The sequence below is a fragment of the Actinomadura sp. NTSP31 genome (assembly GCF_041951385.1).
Taxonomy (GTDB): Bacteria; Actinomycetota; Actinomycetes; order Streptosporangiales; family Streptosporangiaceae; genus Spirillospora; species Spirillospora napierensis.
In genome coordinates, this window is record NZ_JBGNUT010000012.1 from 194,170 (window position 1) to 213,890 (window position 19,721).

General features: G+C 74.9%; 19 protein-coding genes and 1 pseudogene. 9 read left to right on the plus strand and 11 right to left on the minus strand.

The genetic code is table 11. The features are described from left to right. Positions 1-14: 14 nt before the first annotated feature. Both ACA514_RS21815 and ACA514_RS21820 read right to left on the minus strand, forming a co-directional pair. Positions 15-698, minus strand: coding sequence for a response regulator (locus ACA514_RS21815; protein ID WP_375043043.1), 684 nt, complete (start codon positions 696-698; stop codon positions 15-17). Continuing rightward, positions 695-1,960, minus strand: coding sequence for a sensor histidine kinase (locus ACA514_RS21820; protein WP_375043044.1), 1,266 nt, complete (start codon positions 1,958-1,960; stop codon positions 695-697). Before ACA514_RS21820 ends, ACA514_RS21815 begins: the two co-directional genes overlap by 4 nt. A 123-nt stretch (positions 1,961-2,083) precedes the next feature. On the opposite strand from ACA514_RS21820, the gene ACA514_RS21825 reads away from it, so the two are divergent. The 3 genes from ACA514_RS21825 to ACA514_RS21835 all read left to right on the plus strand — a co-directional run bounded on the left by ACA514_RS21825 (position 2,084) and on the right by ACA514_RS21835 (position 4,428). Next, positions 2,084-2,503, plus strand: coding sequence for a cold-shock protein (locus tag ACA514_RS21825; protein WP_375043045.1), 420 nt, complete (start codon positions 2,084-2,086; stop codon positions 2,501-2,503). Between the two features lie 117 nt (positions 2,504-2,620). Beyond that, on the plus strand, positions 2,621-3,943 hold the full coding sequence (locus ACA514_RS21830; protein WP_375043046.1) for a magnesium transporter MgtE N-terminal domain-containing protein: 1,323 nt from the start codon (positions 2,621-2,623) through the stop codon (positions 3,941-3,943). Continuing rightward, positions 3,940-4,428 carry a DUF1003 domain-containing protein gene (locus tag ACA514_RS21835; protein WP_375043047.1) on the plus strand — a complete coding sequence of 163 codons (489 nt, stop codon included), beginning with the start codon at positions 3,940-3,942 and terminating at the stop codon, positions 4,426-4,428. The genes ACA514_RS21830 and ACA514_RS21835 overlap by 4 nt, the downstream gene beginning before the upstream one ends. A gap of 28 nt (positions 4,429-4,456) precedes the next feature. Here ACA514_RS21835 and ACA514_RS21840 read toward each other — a convergent pair whose 3' ends face one another. After that, on the minus strand, positions 4,457-4,912 hold the full coding sequence (locus tag ACA514_RS21840) for a MarR family winged helix-turn-helix transcriptional regulator (RefSeq protein WP_375043048.1): 456 nt from the start codon (positions 4,910-4,912) through the stop codon (positions 4,457-4,459). A 118-nt stretch (positions 4,913-5,030) separates the two neighbouring features. Between ACA514_RS21840 and ACA514_RS21845 the strand changes: the two genes are divergently transcribed. Next, entirely contained in the window at positions 5,031-6,170 is a 1,140-nt protein-coding gene (locus ACA514_RS21845) for an Mrp/NBP35 family ATP-binding protein (protein WP_375043049.1), read from the plus strand. A 97-nt stretch (positions 6,171-6,267) separates the two neighbouring features. Here ACA514_RS21845 and ACA514_RS21850 read toward each other — a convergent pair whose 3' ends face one another. The 5 genes and pseudogenes from ACA514_RS21850 to sigE all read right to left on the minus strand — a co-directional run. Next, a complete protein-coding gene (locus tag ACA514_RS21850; protein WP_375043050.1) occupies positions 6,268-6,621 on the minus strand; it encodes a sec-independent translocase in 354 nt (117 codons plus the stop codon). A 94-nt stretch (positions 6,622-6,715) separates the two neighbouring features. After that, positions 6,716-8,413 (minus strand): S1C family serine protease, encoded by a 1,698-nt coding sequence (locus ACA514_RS21855; RefSeq protein WP_375043051.1) that lies wholly within the window; start codon positions 8,411-8,413, stop codon positions 6,716-6,718. Between the two features lie 138 nt (positions 8,414-8,551). Beyond that, complete coding sequence (locus tag ACA514_RS21860; protein ID WP_375043052.1) at positions 8,552-9,667, minus strand: sigma-E factor regulatory protein RseB domain-containing protein; 1,116 nt, start codon at positions 9,665-9,667, stop codon at positions 8,552-8,554. Next, entirely contained in the window at positions 9,664-10,269 is a 606-nt protein-coding gene (locus ACA514_RS21865) for a zf-HC2 domain-containing protein (RefSeq protein ID WP_375043053.1), read from the minus strand. The genes ACA514_RS21860 and ACA514_RS21865 overlap by 4 nt, the downstream gene beginning before the upstream one ends. 297 nt (positions 10,270-10,566) lie before the next feature. Next, positions 10,567-11,172 (minus strand): annotated as a pseudogene (sigE, locus tag ACA514_RS21870) (RNA polymerase sigma factor SigE); the annotation flags it as partial. A 254-nt stretch (positions 11,173-11,426) separates the two neighbouring features. Here sigE and ACA514_RS21875 point away from each other — a divergent pair. After that, positions 11,427-12,029, plus strand: coding sequence for an O-methyltransferase (locus ACA514_RS21875; RefSeq protein ID WP_375043054.1), 603 nt, complete (start codon positions 11,427-11,429; stop codon positions 12,027-12,029). A gap of 9 nt (positions 12,030-12,038) precedes the next feature. Next, positions 12,039-12,698: a hypothetical protein gene (locus ACA514_RS21880; RefSeq protein ID WP_375043055.1), complete on the plus strand. Its 660-nt coding sequence runs from the start codon at positions 12,039-12,041 to the stop codon at positions 12,696-12,698. Between the two features lie 38 nt (positions 12,699-12,736). Here ACA514_RS21880 and ACA514_RS21885 read toward each other — a convergent pair whose 3' ends face one another. Then, the gene (locus ACA514_RS21885; protein WP_375043056.1) at positions 12,737-14,197 is read right to left on the minus strand and encodes a leucyl aminopeptidase; all 1,461 of its coding nucleotides are present in this window, start codon (positions 14,195-14,197) and stop codon (positions 12,737-12,739) included. Positions 14,198-14,312: 115 nt separating this feature from the next. After that, on the minus strand, positions 14,313-14,480 hold the full coding sequence (locus tag ACA514_RS21890; protein WP_083946426.1) for a DUF3117 domain-containing protein: 168 nt from the start codon (positions 14,478-14,480) through the stop codon (positions 14,313-14,315). Between the two features lie 354 nt (positions 14,481-14,834). Between ACA514_RS21890 and ACA514_RS21895 the strand changes: the two genes are divergently transcribed. The 3 genes from ACA514_RS21895 (at position 14,835) to ACA514_RS21905 (ending at position 19,071) form a co-directional block, all read left to right on the plus strand. Beyond that, the gene (locus tag ACA514_RS21895; protein WP_375043057.1) at positions 14,835-15,620 is read left to right on the plus strand and encodes an enoyl-CoA hydratase-related protein; all 786 of its coding nucleotides are present in this window, start codon (positions 14,835-14,837) and stop codon (positions 15,618-15,620) included. Positions 15,621-15,715: 95 nt separating this feature from the next. Further along, positions 15,716-16,480 (plus strand): ABC transporter ATP-binding protein, encoded by a 765-nt coding sequence (locus tag ACA514_RS21900; RefSeq protein WP_375043058.1) that lies wholly within the window; start codon positions 15,716-15,718, stop codon positions 16,478-16,480. 5 nt (positions 16,481-16,485) lie between these two features. Next, on the plus strand, positions 16,486-19,071 hold the full coding sequence (locus tag ACA514_RS21905) for an FtsX-like permease family protein (RefSeq protein ID WP_375043059.1): 2,586 nt from the start codon (positions 16,486-16,488) through the stop codon (positions 19,069-19,071). A gap of 30 nt (positions 19,072-19,101) precedes the next feature. On the opposite strand, the gene ACA514_RS21910 is transcribed toward ACA514_RS21905, so the two are convergent. Beyond that, positions 19,102-19,677 (minus strand): DNA-3-methyladenine glycosylase I, encoded by a 576-nt coding sequence (locus ACA514_RS21910; protein WP_375043060.1) that lies wholly within the window; start codon positions 19,675-19,677, stop codon positions 19,102-19,104. Positions 19,678-19,721: the final 44 nt, after the last annotated feature.

The window sequence follows — 19,721 nt, forward strand, 5'->3', positions numbered from 1 at the left end:
GTCGCTCCTGAGAGCTACTCCTTGGAGCCCGGCACGACCAGGCCGGTCTCGTAGGCGATGATCACCGCCTGGGTGCGGTCGCGCAGCGCCAGCTTGGTCAGGACGCGGCTGACGTGCGTCTTCACCGTCTCCTCGGTGACGACCAGGCGGGCGGCGACCTCCGCGTTGGACAGGCCGTCCGCGACCAGCCGCAGCACCTGCCGCTCGCGCGGCGTCAGCACGTCCAGCGTCGTCGCGGGAAGGCTCCCCGAACGGGGCTTGAGCAGGGCGAACTCGTCGATGAGGCGGCGGGTCACGGCCGGTGCGAGCAGCGCGTCCCCGTCCGCCACGACCCGGACGGCGTCGAAGAGCCGCTCGGCGGTGACGTCCTTGAGCAGGAACCCGCCGGCCCCGGCGCGCAGCGCGTCGTAGACGTACTCGTCCAGGTCGAACGTGGTCAGGATCAGCACCCGCGTCCGGCCCGGACCGGACCCGACGATCCGCCGGGTCGCCTCGATGCCGTCCATGCCGGGCATCCGGACGTCCATCAGCACGACGTCCGGGGACAGCTCGGCACAGACCCGCACCGCCTCGGCGCCGTCCTCGGCCGTCCCGGCGACGGTGAAGCCGGGCTGGGCGTCCAGCAGCGTCGCGAAGCCGGTGCGGACCACCGGGTGGTCGTCGGCGACGACGATGCTGATCGGTCGCGGCTCGCTCATCGTGATCCTTCCGGTGCGGCGGACGGGCCCGTGCCGGCGCCGGTGGGCAGGCTCGCCTCGACGAGGTAGCCGCCGCCCGCCGCCGGGCCGGCGCGGACCTCGCCGCCGACCGCCGCGGCGCGCTCGCGCATGCCGAGCAGCCCGTGCCCGCCGGCCGCCGCCGCCCCGGACGCGGACCCGCCCGGCCCGTTGTCGCGGACCCGGACCCGCAGCGCGTCGCCGGTGTAGTGCAGCTCGACGTCCACGGCGGCGCCGGGCGCGTGCCGGCGGGCGTTGGTCAGGGACTCCTGGACGATCCGGTACGCGGCCAGCTCGACGCCGGGGTCGAGCTGGTCCGGCGGCCCCTGCACGATCAGCCGGGCCGCCGTGCCGGCGGCGTCCCGCGCCTCGTCCAGCAGGTCCAGGAGCTGGCGGAGTCCCGGTTGCGGGCGCCGCTCGGCGGCCCGCGCCTCCGGGCGGCGGGTGTCCTCGCGCAGCACGCCGAGCAGCCGCCGCATCTCGGTGAGGGCGGCCCGCGCGGTGTCGCCGATGTCCAGCAGCCGCTTCGCGCCCGCGTCCGGCATGCCGGGGGTGGCGAGCCGCGCCGTCTCCGCCTGCACCGCGATCATGGAGATGTGGTGGGCGACGACGTCGTGCAGCTCGCGGGCGATGCGGGCGCGCTCGCCGCGCGCGGTGTTCTCCAGCAGCGTCCCGGCCATCGCCTGCCGGACGGTGCTGCTCTCCAGCGCCTCGGCGCCCGCCCGCCGGGCCGCCCCGGCCAGCGCCGCGGCCGGCACGAGCGCGGCGAGCAGCACGGCCCGGACCCGGAACTCCGCCGTCGCGGGCCCGGCGAGCGCCAGCACGGGGAACGGCAGCCCGATGACCAGCGCGGCGAGGTGCGCTCCGTGCCGTCCGGCGCGGTAGGCGGCGACCAGTTGCGCGGCCAGGCCCGCGAAGGTCGCCGAGTGGAAGAAGCCGAGCGTGGCCGCGTCCGCGGCCGTCACCGTGAGCGCCGCGACCGCCGGACGGGGCAGGGCGACGGGCAGCGTCGCGCACAGGCACAGCAGCACCGCCAGCGCGATGACATGGATCCGCACGCCGCCGTCGCCGTCGCGCGCACCCGACATGTCCATCGCCAGCCGCGCGACCGGTTCCCGGTCCCACGCCAGGCCGGCGGCCGCGTCGGCGAGGGACAGGACGGCGAGGCAGGCCGCCGCCGCGAGCAACGAGGACCCGGCGATGCGCGGTGCTCGTCCCCCGAGCCGGGGGGCTGCGCGGTTCACAGGCGCATTATGCAGCAGCCGCGTGGGACGCGGCGCTTCCCGTGTCCGGGAGGGCGGGCGCGCTAAATTGGGAACAGGTATTTCTGGTTCGCGTTTCGCGGTGTTGAGAGTTGGTCGGTTCTGGTGCGTACTGGACGGGTTCTGCGGTTCGACGGGGTCCGGGGCTACGGGTTCATCGTCCCCGACGGCGGCGGTGACGACGTGTTCGTCCACGCCAACGAGGTGCTGGACGACAAGTCGGGCCTGACGCCCGGCGCGACGGTCGAGTTCGAGACGGTCGACAGCGAGCGGGGGCCGAAGGCGTTCGGCGTCCGCATCCTGTCCCGGGCGTCCTCGTCCTCCCCGGCGCCGCGCCAGTCCTCCTCCTCGTCGTCGCAGCTGCTGGACGAGGGGCTGTGCGACGTCCTCGAGCCGGCGGAGCTGCGCGAGGACATCACCGAACTGCTGCTGTCGAGCACGCCCGACCTGACCGGCCGGCAGATCGTCAGCATTCGCGAGGGCTTCCTCGGCTTCGCCAAGAAGCACGGCTGGGTCGAGGCCTGATCGCGCGCGGGGACCGCCCCGCGCCCGCGCGCCGACCCGCGCGTTCACCCGGCCGTCGCCCGCGGGCCGCCGCTCCCGCCCCGAATCGGCTGGTAGATCATGGGTAGTGTCAGGCCCATGAGCGGAGCTCCGACGCGCGTGTTCATCGCGCGGCTCGCCGGGATCGCGGTGTTCGACCCGGCCGGCGACCAGGTCGGCCGGGTCCGCGACGTGGTGGTGGCGCTGCGGCTGGCCCCCCGGCCGCCGCGGGTGCTCGGCCTGGTGGTGGAGGTCGGCCCGCGCCGCCCGGTGTTCCTGCCGATCACCCGGGTGCTGGTGGTCGAGGCGGACGCGATCATCTTCGACGGCCGGCTGAACATGCGGCGGTTCAGCAAGCGCGAGTCCGAGACGCTCGTCATCGCCGAGATGCTCGACCGCACGATCCGGTTCTGCGACTCCGGCGAGCCCGTCTCGGTGGTGGACGTCGCGATGGAGCCGACCCGCACCCGCGACTGGCTGGTCACCAAGGTCGCCGTCCTGCGCGGCGGGCGCGGGCTGCGCCGCGGCGGCGGCCTGCGCCGCCGGGGCGAGAGCCTGGTCGTGGACTGGGACGCCGTCGAGGGCTTCTCCGCCGTCGAGCACGGCCAGGGCGCCGCCGGGCTGATCGCCGCGTTCGGCCAGATGAAGGCCGCCGACCTCGCCAACGTCGTGCACGAGCTGCCCCCCAAGCGGCGCACCGAGGTCGCGGCGGCGCTCGACGACGAGCGGCTCGCCGACGTCCTGGAGGAGCTGCCCGAGGACGACCAGATCGAGATCCTCGGCGAGCTGGAGGCCGACCGGGCCGCCGACGTGCTGGAGGCGATGGGCCCCGACGACGCCGCCGACCTGCTCGGCGAGCTGCCCACCGAGCAGCGCGAGCAGCTGCTGACGCTGATGGAGCCGCAGGAGGCGGCGCCCGTCCGGCGGCTGCTGACCTACGAGGACCACTCGGCCGGCGGCCTGATGACCACCGAACCGGTGATCGTCCCGCCGGACGCGACGGTCGCCGAGGCGCTCGCGCAGATCCGCAACCCCGACCTGAACCCGGCGCTGGCCGCGCAGGTGTACGTGTGCCGGCCGCCGACCGCGACGCCCACCGGCCGCTACCTCGGCACCGTGCACTTCCAGAAGCTGCTGCGCGAACCGCCGCCGACGCTGGTCAGCGGGATCGTCGACACCGCGCTCGACCCGCTGCGGCCCACCATGACGCTGGAGGCCGTCGCGATGATCCTGGCCACCTACAACCTGGTCGCCGCGCCCGTGGTGGACGAGAACGGGCACCTGCTCGGCGCGGTGACGATCGACGACGTCCTCGACCACCTGCTGCCCGAGGACTGGCGGGAGGCCGCCATGGACGCCGCCGCCGAGGCGGCCGCGGATCCCGAGGAAGAGGCGCTCCGGGGCGCCGAGGGGGCGAGATGACCACACGTCTGGACCAGCCGCGCGAGATCCGCCGCACGATCGTGCCGCGGCCGCACTACGACCCCGAGTCGTTCGGCCGGCTGTCGGAGCGGATCGCCCGGTTCCTCGGGACCGCCCGGTTCCTGGTCTACATGACGGGGTTCATCGTCATCTGGATCGGCTGGAACTTCCTCGCCCCGCACTTCCTGCGGTGGGACCCCTACCCGTTCATCTTCCTGACGCTGATCCTGTCGCTCCAGGCGTCCTACGCGGCGCCGCTGATCCTGCTCGCCCAGAACCGGCAGGACGACCGCGACCGCGTCCAGTACGAGCAGGACCGCGCCCGCAACGACCGCACCATCGCCGACACCGAGTACATCACCCGGGAGATCGCCGGGCTGCGGGTCGCGCTGAGCGAGGTCGTCACCCGCGACTTCCTGCGCTCGGAGCTCCAGCAGATCCTCCGCGAACTGGACGCCAAGGACCAGCACCCCACGCTGTCCTAGCGGGGCGCCCCGGCCGGCTCCGCCCGGGTCAGACGGCCTCGTCGGCGAGCTTGTCGAGGATGCTGCCGAAGATCCGAAGGTCCGGCTCGTCGAGCCTGCTCAGCACGTACTCGCGGACGCCGTCGCGGTAGGTGGGCGTCGCGTCGGCCAGCCGGGCCCGCCCCGCCGGGGTCAGCGCCGCGAACAGGCCGCGCGCGTCGCTCGTGCAGGACTGCCGGACGACCAGGCCGTCGCGCTGCAGCCGGTCGATCAGCCGGGTCAGCCCGCTGCGCGACAGCAGCACCCGGTCGGCGAGGTCGTTCATCCGCAGCCGGCCGCCGGGCGCCTCGCCGAGGTGCATCAGCACGTCGTAGGAGGCCAGCGCGAGATCGTGGTCGGCGAGCAGGTCGGCCTGGAGCCGGCGGGAGATCTGCACCTGGGCGCGCAGCATGGTGCGCCACACCGCCAGCTCGGCGGCCGACATGGTGCTGGACAGGGATGTCACGCCCCGATGTTACGGTGCCGGAAGCCGCGGGCGAAGGGGCCGGGGCGGGTGTCGCGCGCCCGTGTGAGGTCCGGCACCCGATTGGCCGATACCGCCGCAGGGTTCATACCATGGGCGCATGGCCCACCAGTTGACGACCGAGCAGGTGACCGCGGCGCTCGCCACGGTGAACGATCCTGAGATCCGCAAGCCCATCACCGAGCTCGACATGGTCAAGGGCGTCGACATCGCGGCGGACGGCACCGTCCGCGTCGGCGTCTACCTGACCGTTGCCGGGTGCCCGATGCGGGACACCATCACCAAGAACGTCACGGAGGCCGTCTCCAGGCTCGACGGGGTCACCTCGGTCCAGGTCGAACTGGACGTGATGAGCGAGGAGCAGCGCAAGGACCTGCAGACCAAGCTGCGCGGCGGCGAGCCCGCCAAGGAGATCCCGTTCGCCAAGCCGAACTCGCTCACCAAGGTCTACGCGGTGGCGAGCGGCAAGGGCGGCGTCGGCAAGTCCTCGGTCACCGTCAACCTGGCCGCGGCGCTCGCCGCGCAGGGCCGCAAGGTCGGCGTCGTCGACGCCGACATCTACGGCCACTCGGTGCCGCGGATGCTGGGCGTCACCGACTCCCCCACCAAGGTCGCCGACATGATCATGCCGCCGTCGGCGCACGACGTGAAGGTCATCTCCGTCGGCATGTTCACCGCCGGGAACCAGCCGGTGGTGTGGCGCGGTCCGATGCTGCACCGGGCCCTGCAGCAGTTCCTCGCCGACGTCTACTGGGGCGACCTGGACGTCCTGCTGATGGACCTGCCGCCCGGCACCGGCGACATCGCGATCTCCGTCGCGCAGCTGCTGCCGTCCGCGGAGATCCTGGTGGTCACCACCCCGCAGCAGGCCGCCGCCGAGGTCGCCGAGCGGGCCGGCGCGATCGCCGCCCAGACCCACCAGCAGGTCGTCGGTGTGATCGAGAACATGTCGTACCTCACCTGCGCGCACTGCGGCGAGCGCCAGTACATCTTCGGCGAGGGCGGCGGCCAGACCGTCGCCGACGCCCTGGCGCGCACCCTCGGCACCAAGGTCCCGCTGCTCGGCCAGGTCGAGATCGACCCCCGGCTGCGCGAGGGCGGCGACAACGGCACCCCGCTGGTGCTCGCCGACCCCGACGCGGGCGCCGCCAAGGAGCTGCGCACCATCGCCGACAAGCTCGGCGGCCGCTCCCGCGGCCTCGCCGGCATGTCCCTCGGCATCTCCCCCAAGGGAAGATGACCAGAAGGGAAAGGCCCCGCCGCCGGCGGGGCCTTTCTCGTACTCGCAAGTTCCTGATGTTTTCTCGCGGGGGCCTAGCCGCGTACTCGCCAGGGCCTCAGGTGGCCTCGTTGTCGTACGGGGGGCGTTCGCCGTAGTCCAGGGCGCCCGCCGTGGTGGGGGCCGTGTACGACGGCTCGTCGTCGTCGAAGAGCTTGCCGTTCAGGAACGAGTCGTCGTCCTCGAACAGGTGCTTGCGGACGAACGTCTTCGGATGCAGGTCGGCGATGTCGAAGTCCTTGAACTCCGGGCCGAGCCCCGCCTCCAGGTCGGCCTTGGCCGAGTTGGCCATCTGGCGGAACTGCCGCAGCATCCGGCCGGCCTGGCCGGCCACCTGGGGCAGCTTGTCACCGAAGATGACCAGGGCGAGGACGACCAGCACCGCCATCTCGCCGAGTCCGACGTCGAACAACCCGTCCTCCACAAGCCGCCGGGGACCGGCCCTGCGCGGACCGGTCCCCCCAGCGTATCCCCAGCCGGGATGAACCCGGCCTTAACATCCGGCGCTACGAACCGAGCGTGATCTCGACCGTGCTCTCCTTGCCGCCCCGCTGGTAGGTGACCTTGATCCGGTCGCCGGGGGCGCGGCTGCGGATCTGCGCGATCAGGTCGGTGGCGTCCTCGATCGGCTGGTCGTCGACCTTGGTGATGACGTCGCCGGGCTTGAGGCCCGCCCGGTCGGCCGGGCCGCCCTTGGTCACCGGCTGCTGGCCCTGCACGGGCTGCTGCATGATGCGGGCGCCGCCCTGCTGGTACTGCGGGTCCGGCAGGACGCCGAGCTTGGCCATCTTCACCTGGCCGGTCCTGATGATCTCCTCGGCGACCCGCCTGCCCTGGTTGATCGGGATGGCGAAGCCGAGGCCGATGCTGCCGCTCTGCTGCCCGCCGCCGAGCGACTGGCCGCCGAGCGTGGCGATCGCGGTGTTGATGCCGATCACCCGGCCCCTGGCGTCCACCAGCGGGCCGCCGGAGTTGCCGGGGTTGATCGCGGCGTCGGTCTGGATCGCGTTCAGGTAGGACGAGTCGCCGCCGCCCTCGCCCTGGGTGGGCACGGCGCGGTTCAGCGAGCTGACGATGCCGGTCGTCACCGAGCCCTGCAGGCCGAGCGGCGAGCCGATCGCGATCACCGGGTCGCCGACCGCGATCTTGGTGGAGTCGCCGAGGGCGAGCGCGGGCAGCGAGTGCTGCCCCTCCACCTTGACCACCGCCACGTCGGACGACGGGTCGGAGCCCTTCACCGTGGCGGGCAGCGTCTTCTTGTCGCTGAAGATCACCTGGATCTGGCCGCCGCCGCCCTCGGACACCACGTGGTTGTTGGTGACGATGTAGCCGCCGTTGACGATGAAGCCGGTCCCGCCGACCTCGCCCTGCGACGACTTCACCCGGATCATCACGACGCTGGGCAGCACCCGCTGCGCCACGCCCGCGACGGAGTCCGGCGGGCGGCTCTGCACCTTGGTGTCGCTGCCGCTGCCGCCGCCGAGGCTGACCGAGCCGCCGTCGTCGCCGTCGTCGGTGGCGATCACCCCGATCCCCGCGCCGACGGCCCCCGCCACCAGCGCCACGATCAGCGCCACGATGGCCAGCAGGCCGAGGCCGGGCCCGCGCCCGGACGAGGACGGCGGGGCCGGGACCGGCGCCCAGTTCGGGCCGGTGCCCATCGGCGGCCCGAACGCCCCCATCGGGCGGGGCCCGCCGGGCGGCGGGCCCATCGGCGCACCCGGAGGCGGCGGCCCCATGGGCGGCCGGGCGCCGGGCGGCGGCGGTGGTCCCTGCTGCGGCCAGCCCCCGTACGGCGGCTGGCCGTGCATCGCCCGCGGGTCCTGGTCGTACGGGACGAACCCGGGCCGCCCGCGCTGGTCCTGGGGACCGTCCATCGGCTTGTCCATCGGCACGGGCGGCGGCTGCGGCATGTCGCGCGGCGGCGCGTCCTGCAGCGGCACCTCCCGGGGCGCCATGGCGCCGCCGGGCACGTCGTCCCGCTGCGCGTCCGGCGGGGCGAACCCGCCGGCCTGCTCTCCCGGGCCGCCCGCCACCAGACGGTCGGCGCCCCCGGCCTCCTCGGCCGCGGGCTCCGGCGCCGGCCGCTCCAGGGGGATCTCCTGGTCGGTCACCGTCTCGGGAGGAGCCGCCGCGTCCTGCCGCTCAGGCTCCTGCCCGGGGACGGCGTCCTCGTCCCCCGGCCGGCGGTTGTCTTCCGTCATCCCCATCTCTCCTACCGAGCATGGTCCTCGTCATCCGTGCTCATCGTGCCGCGATAGGCATGTGGCGAGCGTAAGGCAGAACCCGCCGCGATCGCCTCCCGGGGCGGCGTCTGCGGGGCCCCGCCGGCGCCGGGACGGTCAGAACGGGTCGGCGGCCGAGGCCAGGCGGCGGACACCGCGGGCGAGCCGGGTCCAGAACGAGTCGGAGCCGCGCGGCAGGTCGAACGCGACCGCCTCCGCCGTGCTCTGCGGCGCGTCGGTCAGGACGGTGAAGACGTACCCGCCGGACGCGGCGACGGCCCAGCGGCGCAGCGACTCGCGGCAGAACACCGTCCGGCCGTGCCGGACGGTCTTCTTCCAGCCGGTGAACGCCCCGGTGTCGAGGGCGCCGCGCTGGACGAACACCGACACCGAGGCCAGGCCGTCGGAGTAGCTGAGGTGGACGGCGCCGCCGGCCTCGCGGCGGGCGTCGTAGAGGGTGAGGTGGCCGGGCAGCCGCTTGGGGACGGGCCAGCCGCGGCGCTTCAGGCCGTCGAGGGCGCGGGCGTCGAGCGGCTCCTCCAGCAGCGCGGTGGCGGCGCTGTTGGGCGCGGCGTTGGCGCTGCTCGGGCTGTCGGCGGGGCCGTCCACGGCGGAGCCCCGGGAGCGGCCCCGGCGCGGCGCCGCGTCCGGGGCGGTGAAGCTGATCTCGGAGAAGCCGCTGGTGATCACCGGCCGGCCGGTCGCGTCGATCAGCTCGCGGTGCAGCAGCAGCCCGGTCTCGGCGTCCAGCCAGAACCGGCCGGCGGGCGTGCCGTCATGGCGGCGGGCCTCCACCACGCTGGCGCGGCGGCCGAGGATGGTCGCGTCGGAGCCCCGGACGACGGAGTAGTTGCGGGTCAGCAGCGCGAGCGTCCCCGCGGTGAACCCGGTGGCGTCGCCGGCGGAGGCGTCCGGGAGGTAGCCCTCCGTCGCACCGCCCGAGCCGTAGCGGACCCCGTCGCCCGGGGTGTGCTCGGCGGTGACGCGGGACGTGGCGGACCGGCCGCGGTTCCACGTGGTCAGGAAGCGCCGTCCCTCGTAGGGGACGCGGCGGGCGGCGTCGGCGGCGGCCCGCAGCAGGCGCACGGCGGCGGGGTCGCTGCGCGGGCGGCGCGCGGCGCCGGGGTCGCCGGCCAGCACGCAGGCCAGCGCCAGCGCGCCCGCGAGGCCGCCGGCGATGACGGTGCGGCGCCGTCCCCGGCGGTCGCAGGCCGTCGAGGGCGTCCCGGTCACGGCCCCGGAGCGGTTTTGATCTGGTTGGCCGGGTCGGTGAGCGGGTCGGTGACGGGCGCGTCGCCGGTGGTCAGCGCGTGCTCGACGGCGAACCGGTCGAAGGCGGGCGTGACGGTCGGCGCCTGCTCGCGGCCGCCCGCCGCGTAGGAGGCGGTGCCGAGCCCGATGAACAGGGTGGCGGCGCCGACCACGAGGTAGCGGCGGCGGTGCCGGGAAAGGCCGGAGGCGCGGGCCCCGGGCCGGCCGTCGCGGGGCCGGCCGGACGGGGCGGACCGCAGCGGGCGGGACGCCGACCGCAGCGGCCGGGCGGGCGGCACCGGGCGCATCGGCTGGGTGGCCGCGGGCGGCTCCGGCGGGGTGAGGCCGGGGTCGGCGGCCATGGCGCGGAGCCGGTTCAGGAAGTCGCCGGTCGGCAGGTCGTCGGCGCCGTCGGAGGCGGGGGTCGCGGTCAGGCCGCGCAGCCGCCCCTTGACCCGGCGCAGGTCGTCGGCCTCGGCCCGGCAGCCGGCGCAGCCGGCGAGGTGGGAGAGCACGCGGTCGCGCTCGGCGGGGTCCAGCTCGTCGTCGATCAGAGCGGTCAGGCGCTCACCAAGGCAGCTCACACGGCCTCCTCACGCCGGGGGGTCCCCCCGTGCGCCCCGGCCGCGGCCGGATGGACACCCTCGTTACGCCTGGTCATGACGCCCCTGTTCGTTCCGATCTTCCCCGCGCGCGACGGCCCCGCTGCCCCGCGAGCGCCGCTACACGCCCTCCGGCTGCGGCCGTGCCCCGCGAAAGCCGCCGGCCCCGTCACCGCCGGCCGCCCGCACGCCGCCGGCGCCGGAGACCTCCTCCTCGGCCCGCTCCTGCGTGGCGGCGGCCTCGGCGGCCTGCCAGTCGTTGCGGGTTCCGGGGCGGCGGCGCATCGGCGCCCGGTGCTCCAGCGCGGCCCGCAGCTGCGCCCGCCCCCGGTGGATGCGGCTGCGCACGGTGCCGAGCTTGACGCCCAGGGTGGCGGAGATCTCCTCGTAGGACAGCCCCTCGATGTCGCACAGCACGACGGCCGCGCGGTATTCGGGGGCCAGCGCGTCCAGCGCCGCCTGCACGTCGGCGTCGAAGTTGGTGTCGTCGAACGCCTGGGCGGGCGTGGGCTCGCGGCCCTGCAGCCGCTCCGCGGCGTCGTCGGCGAGTCCCTCGAAGCGGATGCGCTGGCGGCGCCGCGCCATGTCGAGGAACAGGTTCGTGGTGATCCGGTGCAGCCAGCCCTCGAACGTGCCGGGCGTGTAGTTCGACAGCGAGCGGAACACGCGGACGAAGACCTCCTGCGTGAGGTCCTCCGCGTCGTGCTGGTTGCCGGTGAGCCGGTAGGCGAGGCGGTACACGCGCGCCGAGTGCTCGCGGACGACCTCGTCCCACGACGGCGGCGCCCATTCGGCCTCGGGGGCGTTCTCGCGCGCGGTGTTTCCCAGCCCCTGCCTGGGGCCGACCCCCACAGCGCCTCTAAAACTCAGTGCTGCGACTCCCATGGTGCCGGGCTGTTCCTCTCTGGTGAGCCAAGACTGTTCGCCTTGGAACGGCACGGTCTCGCCTGGGCTGGGGCGGTTCTGGACCGGTTCGGTGCTCGTGGTTCCACCCATCCTGACGGCGGGTGCTTACCTTCCCTGCAACGCGCTGGAACTCCGGATGGTTCCCGGTCAGCGATATGGTCTTTCCAGCATGAGCCAGGCGGGGGTCCCGCGAGGAGGCAGCCATCGACGCCATTCAGGCCACCCTGGCCTACGTGGAGGATTACCTCCCCGAAGACGAGCCGTTGCTGGAGGCCCGGCGGCGCGGCCACGAGATCGGCGCCACCCCGATCGGGCCGGCGGGCGGCGCCGCGCTGCGCTTCCTGGCGACCGTGCTGGGCGCCCGGACGGTCGTCGAGGTCGGCTCGGGCTGCGGGGTGTCCGGCGTTTACCTGATGCGCGGGATGCCGAAGGACGCGGTGCTGACCAGCGTCGACATCGAACCCGAGCACCAGCGGCTGGCGAAGCTCGCCTACCGCGACGCGGGGCTCGCCGCGTTCCGCACCCGGATGATCATCGGCCCGGCGCTGGAGGTGCTGCCGCGGCTCACCGACGGCGCCTACGACCTGGTCTTCTGCGACGCGGCCAAGCACGAGTACCCCGAGTACCTGACGGCGGCGCTGCGGCTGCTGCGGCCGGGCGGCGTGGTCGCGTTCGACAACGCGCTCTGGGGCGACCGGGTCGCCGACCCGAGCGCCCGCGACCCCGAGACCGAGGCGATCCGCGAGGTGCACCGGGCCGTCCGCGAGGACGAGCGGCTCGTCCCGCTGCTGGTCCCGGTGGGCGACGGCCTGCTGTGCGCGGTGAAGCGCGACTAGCGCGGACCCATGGACCGCAGCGAGACGCGCGACGCCGCCGCCGAAGAGCCCGCCGTGACCACCGCCGGGCGGGACGTGCCCGCCGAGGCGTTCGCGGTGCACGACCGCGTGACGTGGCGGGCGATCTGGCGGCTCACCGCCTTCCTGATCCTGTTCGTGGCGTCGATCGGGTTCGTCGCGGGCGGCGTGATCCGCGGCGCGGGCGTCGGCAGCGTCGCGTTCATGGTGATCGGCGCCGCCGGCTTCCTGCTGTTCGGCGCGGGCCTGGCCGCCTCGCTCGGCGGGTTCGTCACGCGCCGCCCCGTCCTGGAGCTGGACGCCTCGGGGGTGCGGCGGCCGGCGCGCTGGCCGCTGCCCCGCCGGTCCGGGCGCCTCCTGCCGTGGGACGACGTCGCGGCGATCACGGCGCTGCGGCGCGGCGTCCCCGGCACCCGCCGCGGCGAGCAGGACTACGTGGTGTTCCTGACGACGCCGGAGCTGGTGGAGATGGCCCGCACGTCCGACCGGCCCGTCCTGGTGGCGCTGACGATGCGGGACGTCCCGGCGACGGCGGCGGCCGTGCCGTGGTGCTTCGCGGTCGGCCCCGGCTGGGACGCGCAGCTCCCGAGGATCGTCAAGGAGGCGCGGCGCCGCCGCCGCGTCCCCGTCATCGACCGCCGCACCAAGTAGCCCGGGCCGCGAGCCGGCCGCACCCGGTGGTCAAGCGGTCAGGCGGTCAGCCAGTCCAGGAGGAGGCGGGTGCCGTAGCCGGTGGCGCCGCGGGTGATCTCGGCGTCGTCGGCGGTGGCGCGGCCCGGTCCGGCGACGTCCAGGTGGGCCCAGGTGCGGTCGCCGACGAACTCGCGCAGGAACAGGGCGGCCGCGATGGCGCCGCCGTTGAAGTCGCCGCGGCCCATGTTGGCGACGTCGGCGACGTCGGAGTCGATCCCCTTGCGGTAGTCGTCGACGAGCGGCAGCCGCCACAGCGGCTCGCCCGCCGCGGAGCCGGCGGCGGTCAGGGACGCGGCGAGGGCGTCGTCGTTGCTGAACAGCGCGCCGTGCCGCAGGCCCAGCGCGACCTTGGCGGCGCCGGTGAGCGTCGCGACGTCCACGACCGCGTCGGGGTCGAGTTCGGCGTCGGCGTAGGCGAGCGCGTCGGCGAGGACGAGCCGCCCCTCGGCGTCGGTGTTCAGCACCTCGGAGGTCGTGCCGCCGAAGTGGGTGATCACGTCGCCGGGCCGCATCGCCGAGCCGGACGGCATGTTCTCGGCCGCGGCGACCAGGCCGGTGACGCGGGCGCGGACGCCGAGGCCGCGCAGCGCGCTCATCACGGCGATGACCACGCCGCCGCCGGCCATGTCGGTCTTCATGGTCTTCATGCCGTCGTTCGGCTTGAGCGACAGGCCGCCGCTGTCGAAGGTGATCCCCTTGCCGACGAGCACGACGTGCCGGTCGGGCGTCCCCTCGGGGGTGTAGGACAGCTCGATCAGGCGGGGCGGCCGCGCCGAGCCGGAGCCGACCGCCAGCAGGCCGCCGAAACCGCCTTCGACCAGCTCCTTCTCGCCTCGGACGCGGACGGTCAGGCCGGCCTCGGCGGCGACCTGCTCGGCCCGCGCGGCCAGCCAGGACGGGTCCTTCTCGCCGGACGGGGTGTTGGCGAGGTCGCGGGCGAGGGCGGTGGCGCGGGCCCGCGCGGTGCCCCGCTCGATCGCGGGCGCGTCCGACGCGGGCCCGGCCTCGGTCAGCACGGCCAGGGTGCCGAGCGGGCGCTTGGGCGCGGCGGCGCCGATCCGGAACTCGTAGGAGGCCAGCAGCGCGCCCTCGACGAAGGCGGCGAGGTCGCCCGCGGGGACGCCCGCGACGAGGGCGGCGCGGCCGCGGCCCCGGCGGGCCAGCGCGGCGCCGGCCTTGCGCAGGTCGGCGGGGGTCGCCTCGCCCACCCCGTACAGCAGCAGCTCGCGCACCTGATCGCCGACCCGTACGGGGGCGGCCACGATCTCGCCCGCCTCGCCCTTGGCCTTGTGCAGGGCCAGCAGCTCGTCCAGGGTGAACGGCAGGGCGGCGGCGACCTCCGCGTCCGGGGCCACCGGGCCCGAGCGGACGGGGACCGCGACCGCCTCCGCCCCGAGGTCGACCGCGGTGCCGGTCACGGTGCCGCCGGCAGCGTGGATGCGGGTCTCGATGGGCATGGCGGCAGGTCCCCCCTGAGCTGAGCTTTCGCCGGGTTTTCGGTGGTCGGGACGGGCGACGGCCCCGGCGGCGCGGCCGGGACCCTCGCCCGGAAGGCCGGGATCGGCGGAGCCGTCAGCCCACGACGCCCTTGAGGGCCTCGCCCAGTTCCTTGGCCTCGTCGGCGGAGAGCTCGACCACCAGGCGGCCGCCGCCTTCGAGCGGGACACGCATGACGATTCCGCGCCCCTCCTTGGTCACTTCGAGCGGACCGTCTCCCGTCCGCGGCTTCATCGCCGCCATGCGTGCATCCCCTTCCTGCCTAAAGGCCCCGCTCGGGGCCGTTTGGAGCCTCCGGGCACCGTTGGCCGCGTGGCCGCCTGTCGCATCCGCGTCATCAGTAGTGGTCCATTATCTCGTCTCCTGGGCGCGAAGTGGTAACGATCAGCCTCCAGATCGGAAGACGGCAGGCGGGAGCGGGTGCGGGGTGCTGTTCGGCCGGTGCGGGACGGGTCCGCGGGAGCGGGGCGGAAGGGGGGGCCGGTGCGGCTCGGGGCGGTCACCGCGGGGTACGGGATCGGCGCGGCCCTTGCCCGCCGCGTCCCGGTTCGTCGATGGTTGCCGGGGAAGATCTAGCGCCGACCGGGAGGGGCACCGATGACCGAGACCGTGCTGTACGACGTGACCGAGGGTGTGGGAACAATCACACTGAACCGCCCGGACGCGATGAACTCGCTGACGGCGGAGATGAAGGGCGCGCTGCTGGAGACGGTGCGGCGGGCGGCCGCGGACGCCTCGGCCCGCGCGGTGATCCTCACCGGGGCGGGGCGGGCCTTCTGCGCCGGGCAGGACCTGCGCGAGCATGCCGACAACCTGGCGGACGGCAGGGGGCTGGACGGCACGGTCACGAAGCACTACAACCCGATCGTGCTGGCGCTCGCGGGCATGGCGAAGCCGGTGGTCGCGGCGGTGAACGGGGTCGCCGCGGGCGCGGGCGCGGCACTGGCGTTCGCCTGCGACCTCGCGGTCGCCTCGGACAAGGCGCGGTTCGCGACGGCGTTCACCGGGATCGGGCTGGCGCCCGACAGCGGCATGTCGTGGACGCTGCAGCGGCTCGTCGGCCGGGCCAAGGCGGCGGAGCTGCTGCTGCTCGGGGAGCCGGTGAAGGCGCCCGAGGCACTGGAGCTGGGGCTGGTCAACCGGGTCGTCCCGGCGGACGAGCTGGCGCCCGCGGCGGTGGAGCTGGCCCGGCGCCTCGCGGCGGGGCCGACGGTCGCGTACGGCGCGGTGAAGGCGGCCCTCGACCACGCTGCCTCGCATGACCTGGCGTCAGCGCTGGAGCGCGAGGCCGCGCTCCAGGACGAGTGCGCGGCGACCGCCGACCACCAGAACGCCACCGAGGCGTTCCTCAAGAAGGAGCAGCCCACCTTCCAGGGGCGCTAGGGGCTCCTCCTGGACGGGGGTGGGGGTGCCCCCACCCCCGTTCCTGGAGTGCGCGCCAATGCGGCGGGAGGGCCCCCTGCGGTTGGCTTGAGGGCATGACACAACGATCCGCCGCGCCGCCCGCCGGCCGCGTCGGCGACCACGTCGCCGTCGCGTCCGGGCTGGTGAAGTCGTACGGGACGGGCGACGGCGCGGTGACCGCGCTGCGCGGCGTCTCGGCGTCGTTCGCCCGCGGCCAGTTCACCGCGATCATGGGGCCGTCCGGCTCGGGCAAGTCGACGTTCCTGCACTGCCTGGCCGGGCTGGACACGGTGACGTCCGGTTCTGTGCTGATCGGCGGCGTGGAGATCACCGGGCTGTCGCGGACGCGGCTGACCAGGCTGCGCCGCGACCGGCTCGGCTTCGTGTTCCAGTCGTTCAACCTGCTGCCGATGCTGACGGCCGAGGAGAACATCCGGCTGACCGGGCGGCTCGGGAACCGCCGCGCGGACCGGCGGTGGTTCGACACGATCGTGGACGCGCTGGGCCTGCGCGACCGCCTGGCCCACCGGCCGGGCGAGCTGTCGGGCGGCCAGCAGCAGCGCGTCGCGGTGGCGCGGGCGCTGCTGACGCGGCCCGAGGTGCTGTTCGCCGACGAGCCGACCGGCAACCTGGACTCGCGCTCGGGCGCGGAGGTGCTGGGGTTCCTGCGCTCGGCGGTGGACTCCTACGGCCAGACCGTGATCATGGTGACGCACGACCCGGCCGCCGCCGCGCACGCCGACCGGGTGCTGTTCCTCGCCGACGGGACGATCGTCCACGAGCTCGCCGCGCCCACCATCGACCACGTGCACGCCGTGATGCGCCGGATGGAGGGCTGATCCCCGTGTGGCTCATCGCGCGGCGCTCGTTCGCCGAGGGCTGGCTGCGGCTGGCCGCCACGATGCTCGCGGCGCTGTTCTCCATCGGCCTGATCGCGGGCTCGCTGCAGTTCGCGCTGCGGGCGCAGGAGGCGGTGTCCGGCAGCGACGCCAGCGAGTACTCCCGCGCGGACGTGCTCGTCCAGGGCGGCTCGGTGGACGCCGACGACCCGTACGCGGTGCCGGACGGGCAGGTGGCCCTCGCGAGGGTCGCCGGCCGTCCCGGCGTCGCCGCCGCGGCCGGGGACGCCTCGGTCCCGGTGACCGCGAGCGGCCCGGACCACAAGACGATCATGCCGCCGGCCGGGGCGCGCACGCTGCTGCGGCCCTGGACGCCCGTCCCCGCGCTGAACCCGTACCACCTGGAGTCGGGGCGCGCGCCCGCCGCCGACGGCGAGGTCGCCCTCACCCGGCACGCCGCCCGCGCCGGGAAGCTGGGCACCGGCGACGCGATGACCGTGCTGATGCCGAAGCAGACGCGGACGATGAAGGTCGTCGGGATCGTCAGCGTCGAGGGCCACAGCGCCGTCGCGAGCGGCGACCTGCTGCTCGCACCGCCCGCCACCGTGCAGCAGGCCGCCGGGCTGCCCGCCGGAACCTGGCAGACCGCCTGGGTGAAGGCCGCGCCCGGCGTCGCGCCGGCGACGCTGCGCGGGGAGCTGTCCCGGGCGTTCGGGTCCGCCGCCACCGTCCGGACGGCCGCCGGCGTGCGGCACGCGCAGTCCGCCGACCTCAAGGGCGTGGGGGCGTCCATCGGCGGCGCCATCGGGATGCTGTCGTCCATCGCCGTGTTCGTCGGCCTGTTCGTGGTGTCCAACACCTTCGGCACCCTCGTCCGGCAGCGGACCCGGCGGCTGGCGCTGCTCGGCGCGATCGGCGCCACCCCGCGGCAGATCAAACGGCTGATCCGGCTGGAGGCGCTCGTCCTCGGGGTGGTCGCGTCGGCGGGCGGGGTGCTGCTCGGCTACGCCATCTCCGGCCTGCTGACCAGGCTGTTCGCCCAGGACGGCTTCGACATCACCGCCGCCGACGCGCAGTACGGCTGGATCGCGCTCGCCGTCCCCGCCGCCGCCGGAATCTTCGTCACCCAACTCGCCGCGTGGCGGGCCGCGCGGAAGGCGGCGCGCATCTCCCCCATGCAGGCGCTCAGGGCGGCGAGCGCCGACGACGCGGCCGGCCGCCGCTGGCCCCGCCTCGCCGGCGCCTTCGCGGTCTTCGCCTGCGCGTGGATGTTCTTCGGCCCCGTCTGGGCGATCCGCGCCGAGGAGCCGCCCGGCCCGGAACGCACCGCCGGGACGTCCGTGCTGATCCTGATGGGCGCCATGACGACCGTCGCGGCCCTCGCCGTCCTCGCCCCGTTCTTCGTCGGCCCCCTCGGCGGCCTGGTCGGGCGGGTCGGGATGGCCGTCAGCGGTGAGGCCGGGCGGCTCGCCCGCGCCACCATCACCCGCAGCCCGCGCCGCGTCTCGTCCGCCGCCTCGTCGCTGATGCTCGGCGTCGCGCTCGTCGGCGCGACCGCGATGGTGGTGATGTCGGCGAACGGCCGGTTCGACGAGGCCGGACGGCAGGTGATGCGGGCCGATCACGCGATCGCCGCGACCGGCCGCACCTCGGAGGGCCCGGCGCCGCTCCCCCGCGACCTCGCGGCCAAGGCCGCCGCCGTGCCGGGCGTCGCGCACGCCGCCGCCCTCACCACGTCCAGCGTCAAGCTCGTCTCGCCGGTGCCGAAACACCGTGATGACGACGACTCCACATCGCTGTACGTCACCGTGGCGGGGGTGGACCAGGGCGCGCTGCCGTCCGTCCTGCGCCTCGGCGGGCACCTGCCGCCCCTGCGCGACGGCCAGATCGGCCTCACGTCCACGGTCATGAAGGCGAACGGGCTGCACAAGGGCCAGCGGATCGTCGTGCGGGGCGCGCGGGGCCGCATCCCGCTGACCGTCGCGGGCGCCTACCACGACCCGTCCCACCTGTTCGCCGACGGCGCGCTGGTCGCCCCGTCCACCATGGACCGCCTCGACCCGGACGCCACCGCCCAGGCGATCCTGGTCAGCGGCGGCTCGGCGGACGCGCTGTCCCGCGCGATCGCCGGCGTCCCCGGCACCGAGGTCATGGACAAGGGCGCCTACGTGAAGACCGCGTCGAGCTCGATGACCAAGGGGATGCGGGTGATCTACGGGTTCATCGGCATGTCGCTCCTGCTGTCCCTGTTCGGGATGGCCACCACCGTGTCGATGAGCGTCGCGGAACGCACCCGCGAGTTCGGGCTGCTCGGCGCGGTCGGCGCGACGGTGGCGCAGATCCGGGCGATCGTCCGCTGGGAGGCGGCCACGGTCGTGCTGCTCGGCGGCCTGCTCGGCATCGGCTCCGCCCTCGGCACCGTCGTCCTGCTGCACGTCGCGACCGGCAGCTCGTTCCTGCGGCCGGACGCGCCCTGGTGGCTGTTCGTCCTCGTCGCCGCCGGCGCCGCGGCCGTCACCCTCGCGACCTCGGCGCTCCCGGCCCGCCGCGCCGCCGCCGTCCCGGTCCTGGAGGCCGCCAAGGCCGAATGACCGCTGATCGAGCCGCCGCTCCGGGGCGCGTCAGGTGTACGCGCCCCGGCGGTGGCAGTCGAGCAGGTGGTCGTCGACGAGGCCGCACGCCTGCATGAGGGCGTAGGCGGTGGTGGGGCCGACGAAGCGGAAGCCGTGCCGCTTCAGCTCCTTGGCGAGGGCCTTGGAGTTGTCGGTGTAGGCGGGGACGTCGGACATGTCGGCATGGCCGGGGGCGCCGGGGTCGGCGTAGCGCCAGGCGGTGGCGGCCAGGCCGCCGGGCAGGTCGAGGGCGGCGCGGGCGTTGCCGATCGCCGCGTCGATCTTCGCGCGGTTGCGGACGATCGACGCGTCCGCCATGAGCCGCTCCACGTCCGCCGGCCCGAACGCGGCGACCTTCTCGGGGTCGAAGCCGCAGAAAGCGGCGCGGAAGCCCTCCCGCTTGCGCAGGATCGTCAGCCAGGACAGGCCGGACTGGAACGCCTCCAGGCACAGCCGCTCGTACAGGCCCTGGTCGTCGCGGACGGGACGGCCCCACTCGTCGTCGTGGTAGGCGACGTATTCGGGGGCCGACAGCCCCCACGGGCAGCGGGCCAGCCCGTCCTCGCCTCGGATCGCGATGCTCACCGGCCCGTTCTACCTCATGCCCCCGACAGAACGAATCCGGCGGA

Bases quoted from the DNA above. Each gene is read 5' to 3' on its own strand.
- ACA514_RS21890 (WP_083946426.1), bottom strand. From the start codon at position 14,480: ATGGCGGCGATGAAGCCGCGGACGGGAGACGGTCCGCTCGAAGTGACC.
- ACA514_RS21835 (WP_375043047.1), top strand. From the start codon at position 3,940: ATGACCACACGTCTGGACCAGCCGCGCGAGATCCGCCGCACGATCGTG.
- ACA514_RS21855 (WP_375043051.1), bottom strand. From the start codon at position 8,413: ATGACGGAAGACAACCGCCGGCCGGGGGACGAGGACGCCGTCCCCGGG.
- ACA514_RS21900 (WP_375043058.1), top strand. From the start codon at position 15,716: ATGACACAACGATCCGCCGCGCCGCCCGCCGGCCGCGTCGGCGACCAC.
- ACA514_RS21880 (WP_375043055.1), top strand. From the start codon at position 12,039: ATGGACCGCAGCGAGACGCGCGACGCCGCCGCCGAAGAGCCCGCCGTG.
- ACA514_RS21885 (WP_375043056.1), bottom strand. From the start codon at position 14,197: ATGCCCATCGAGACCCGCATCCACGCTGCCGGCGGCACCGTGACCGGC.
- ACA514_RS21815 (WP_375043043.1), bottom strand. From the start codon at position 698: ATGAGCGAGCCGCGACCGATCAGCATCGTCGTCGCCGACGACCACCCG.
- ACA514_RS21830 (WP_375043046.1), top strand. From the start codon at position 2,621: ATGAGCGGAGCTCCGACGCGCGTGTTCATCGCGCGGCTCGCCGGGATC.
- ACA514_RS21895 (WP_375043057.1), top strand. From the start codon at position 14,835: ATGACCGAGACCGTGCTGTACGACGTGACCGAGGGTGTGGGAACAATC.
- ACA514_RS21845 (WP_375043049.1), top strand. From the start codon at position 5,031: ATGGCCCACCAGTTGACGACCGAGCAGGTGACCGCGGCGCTCGCCACG.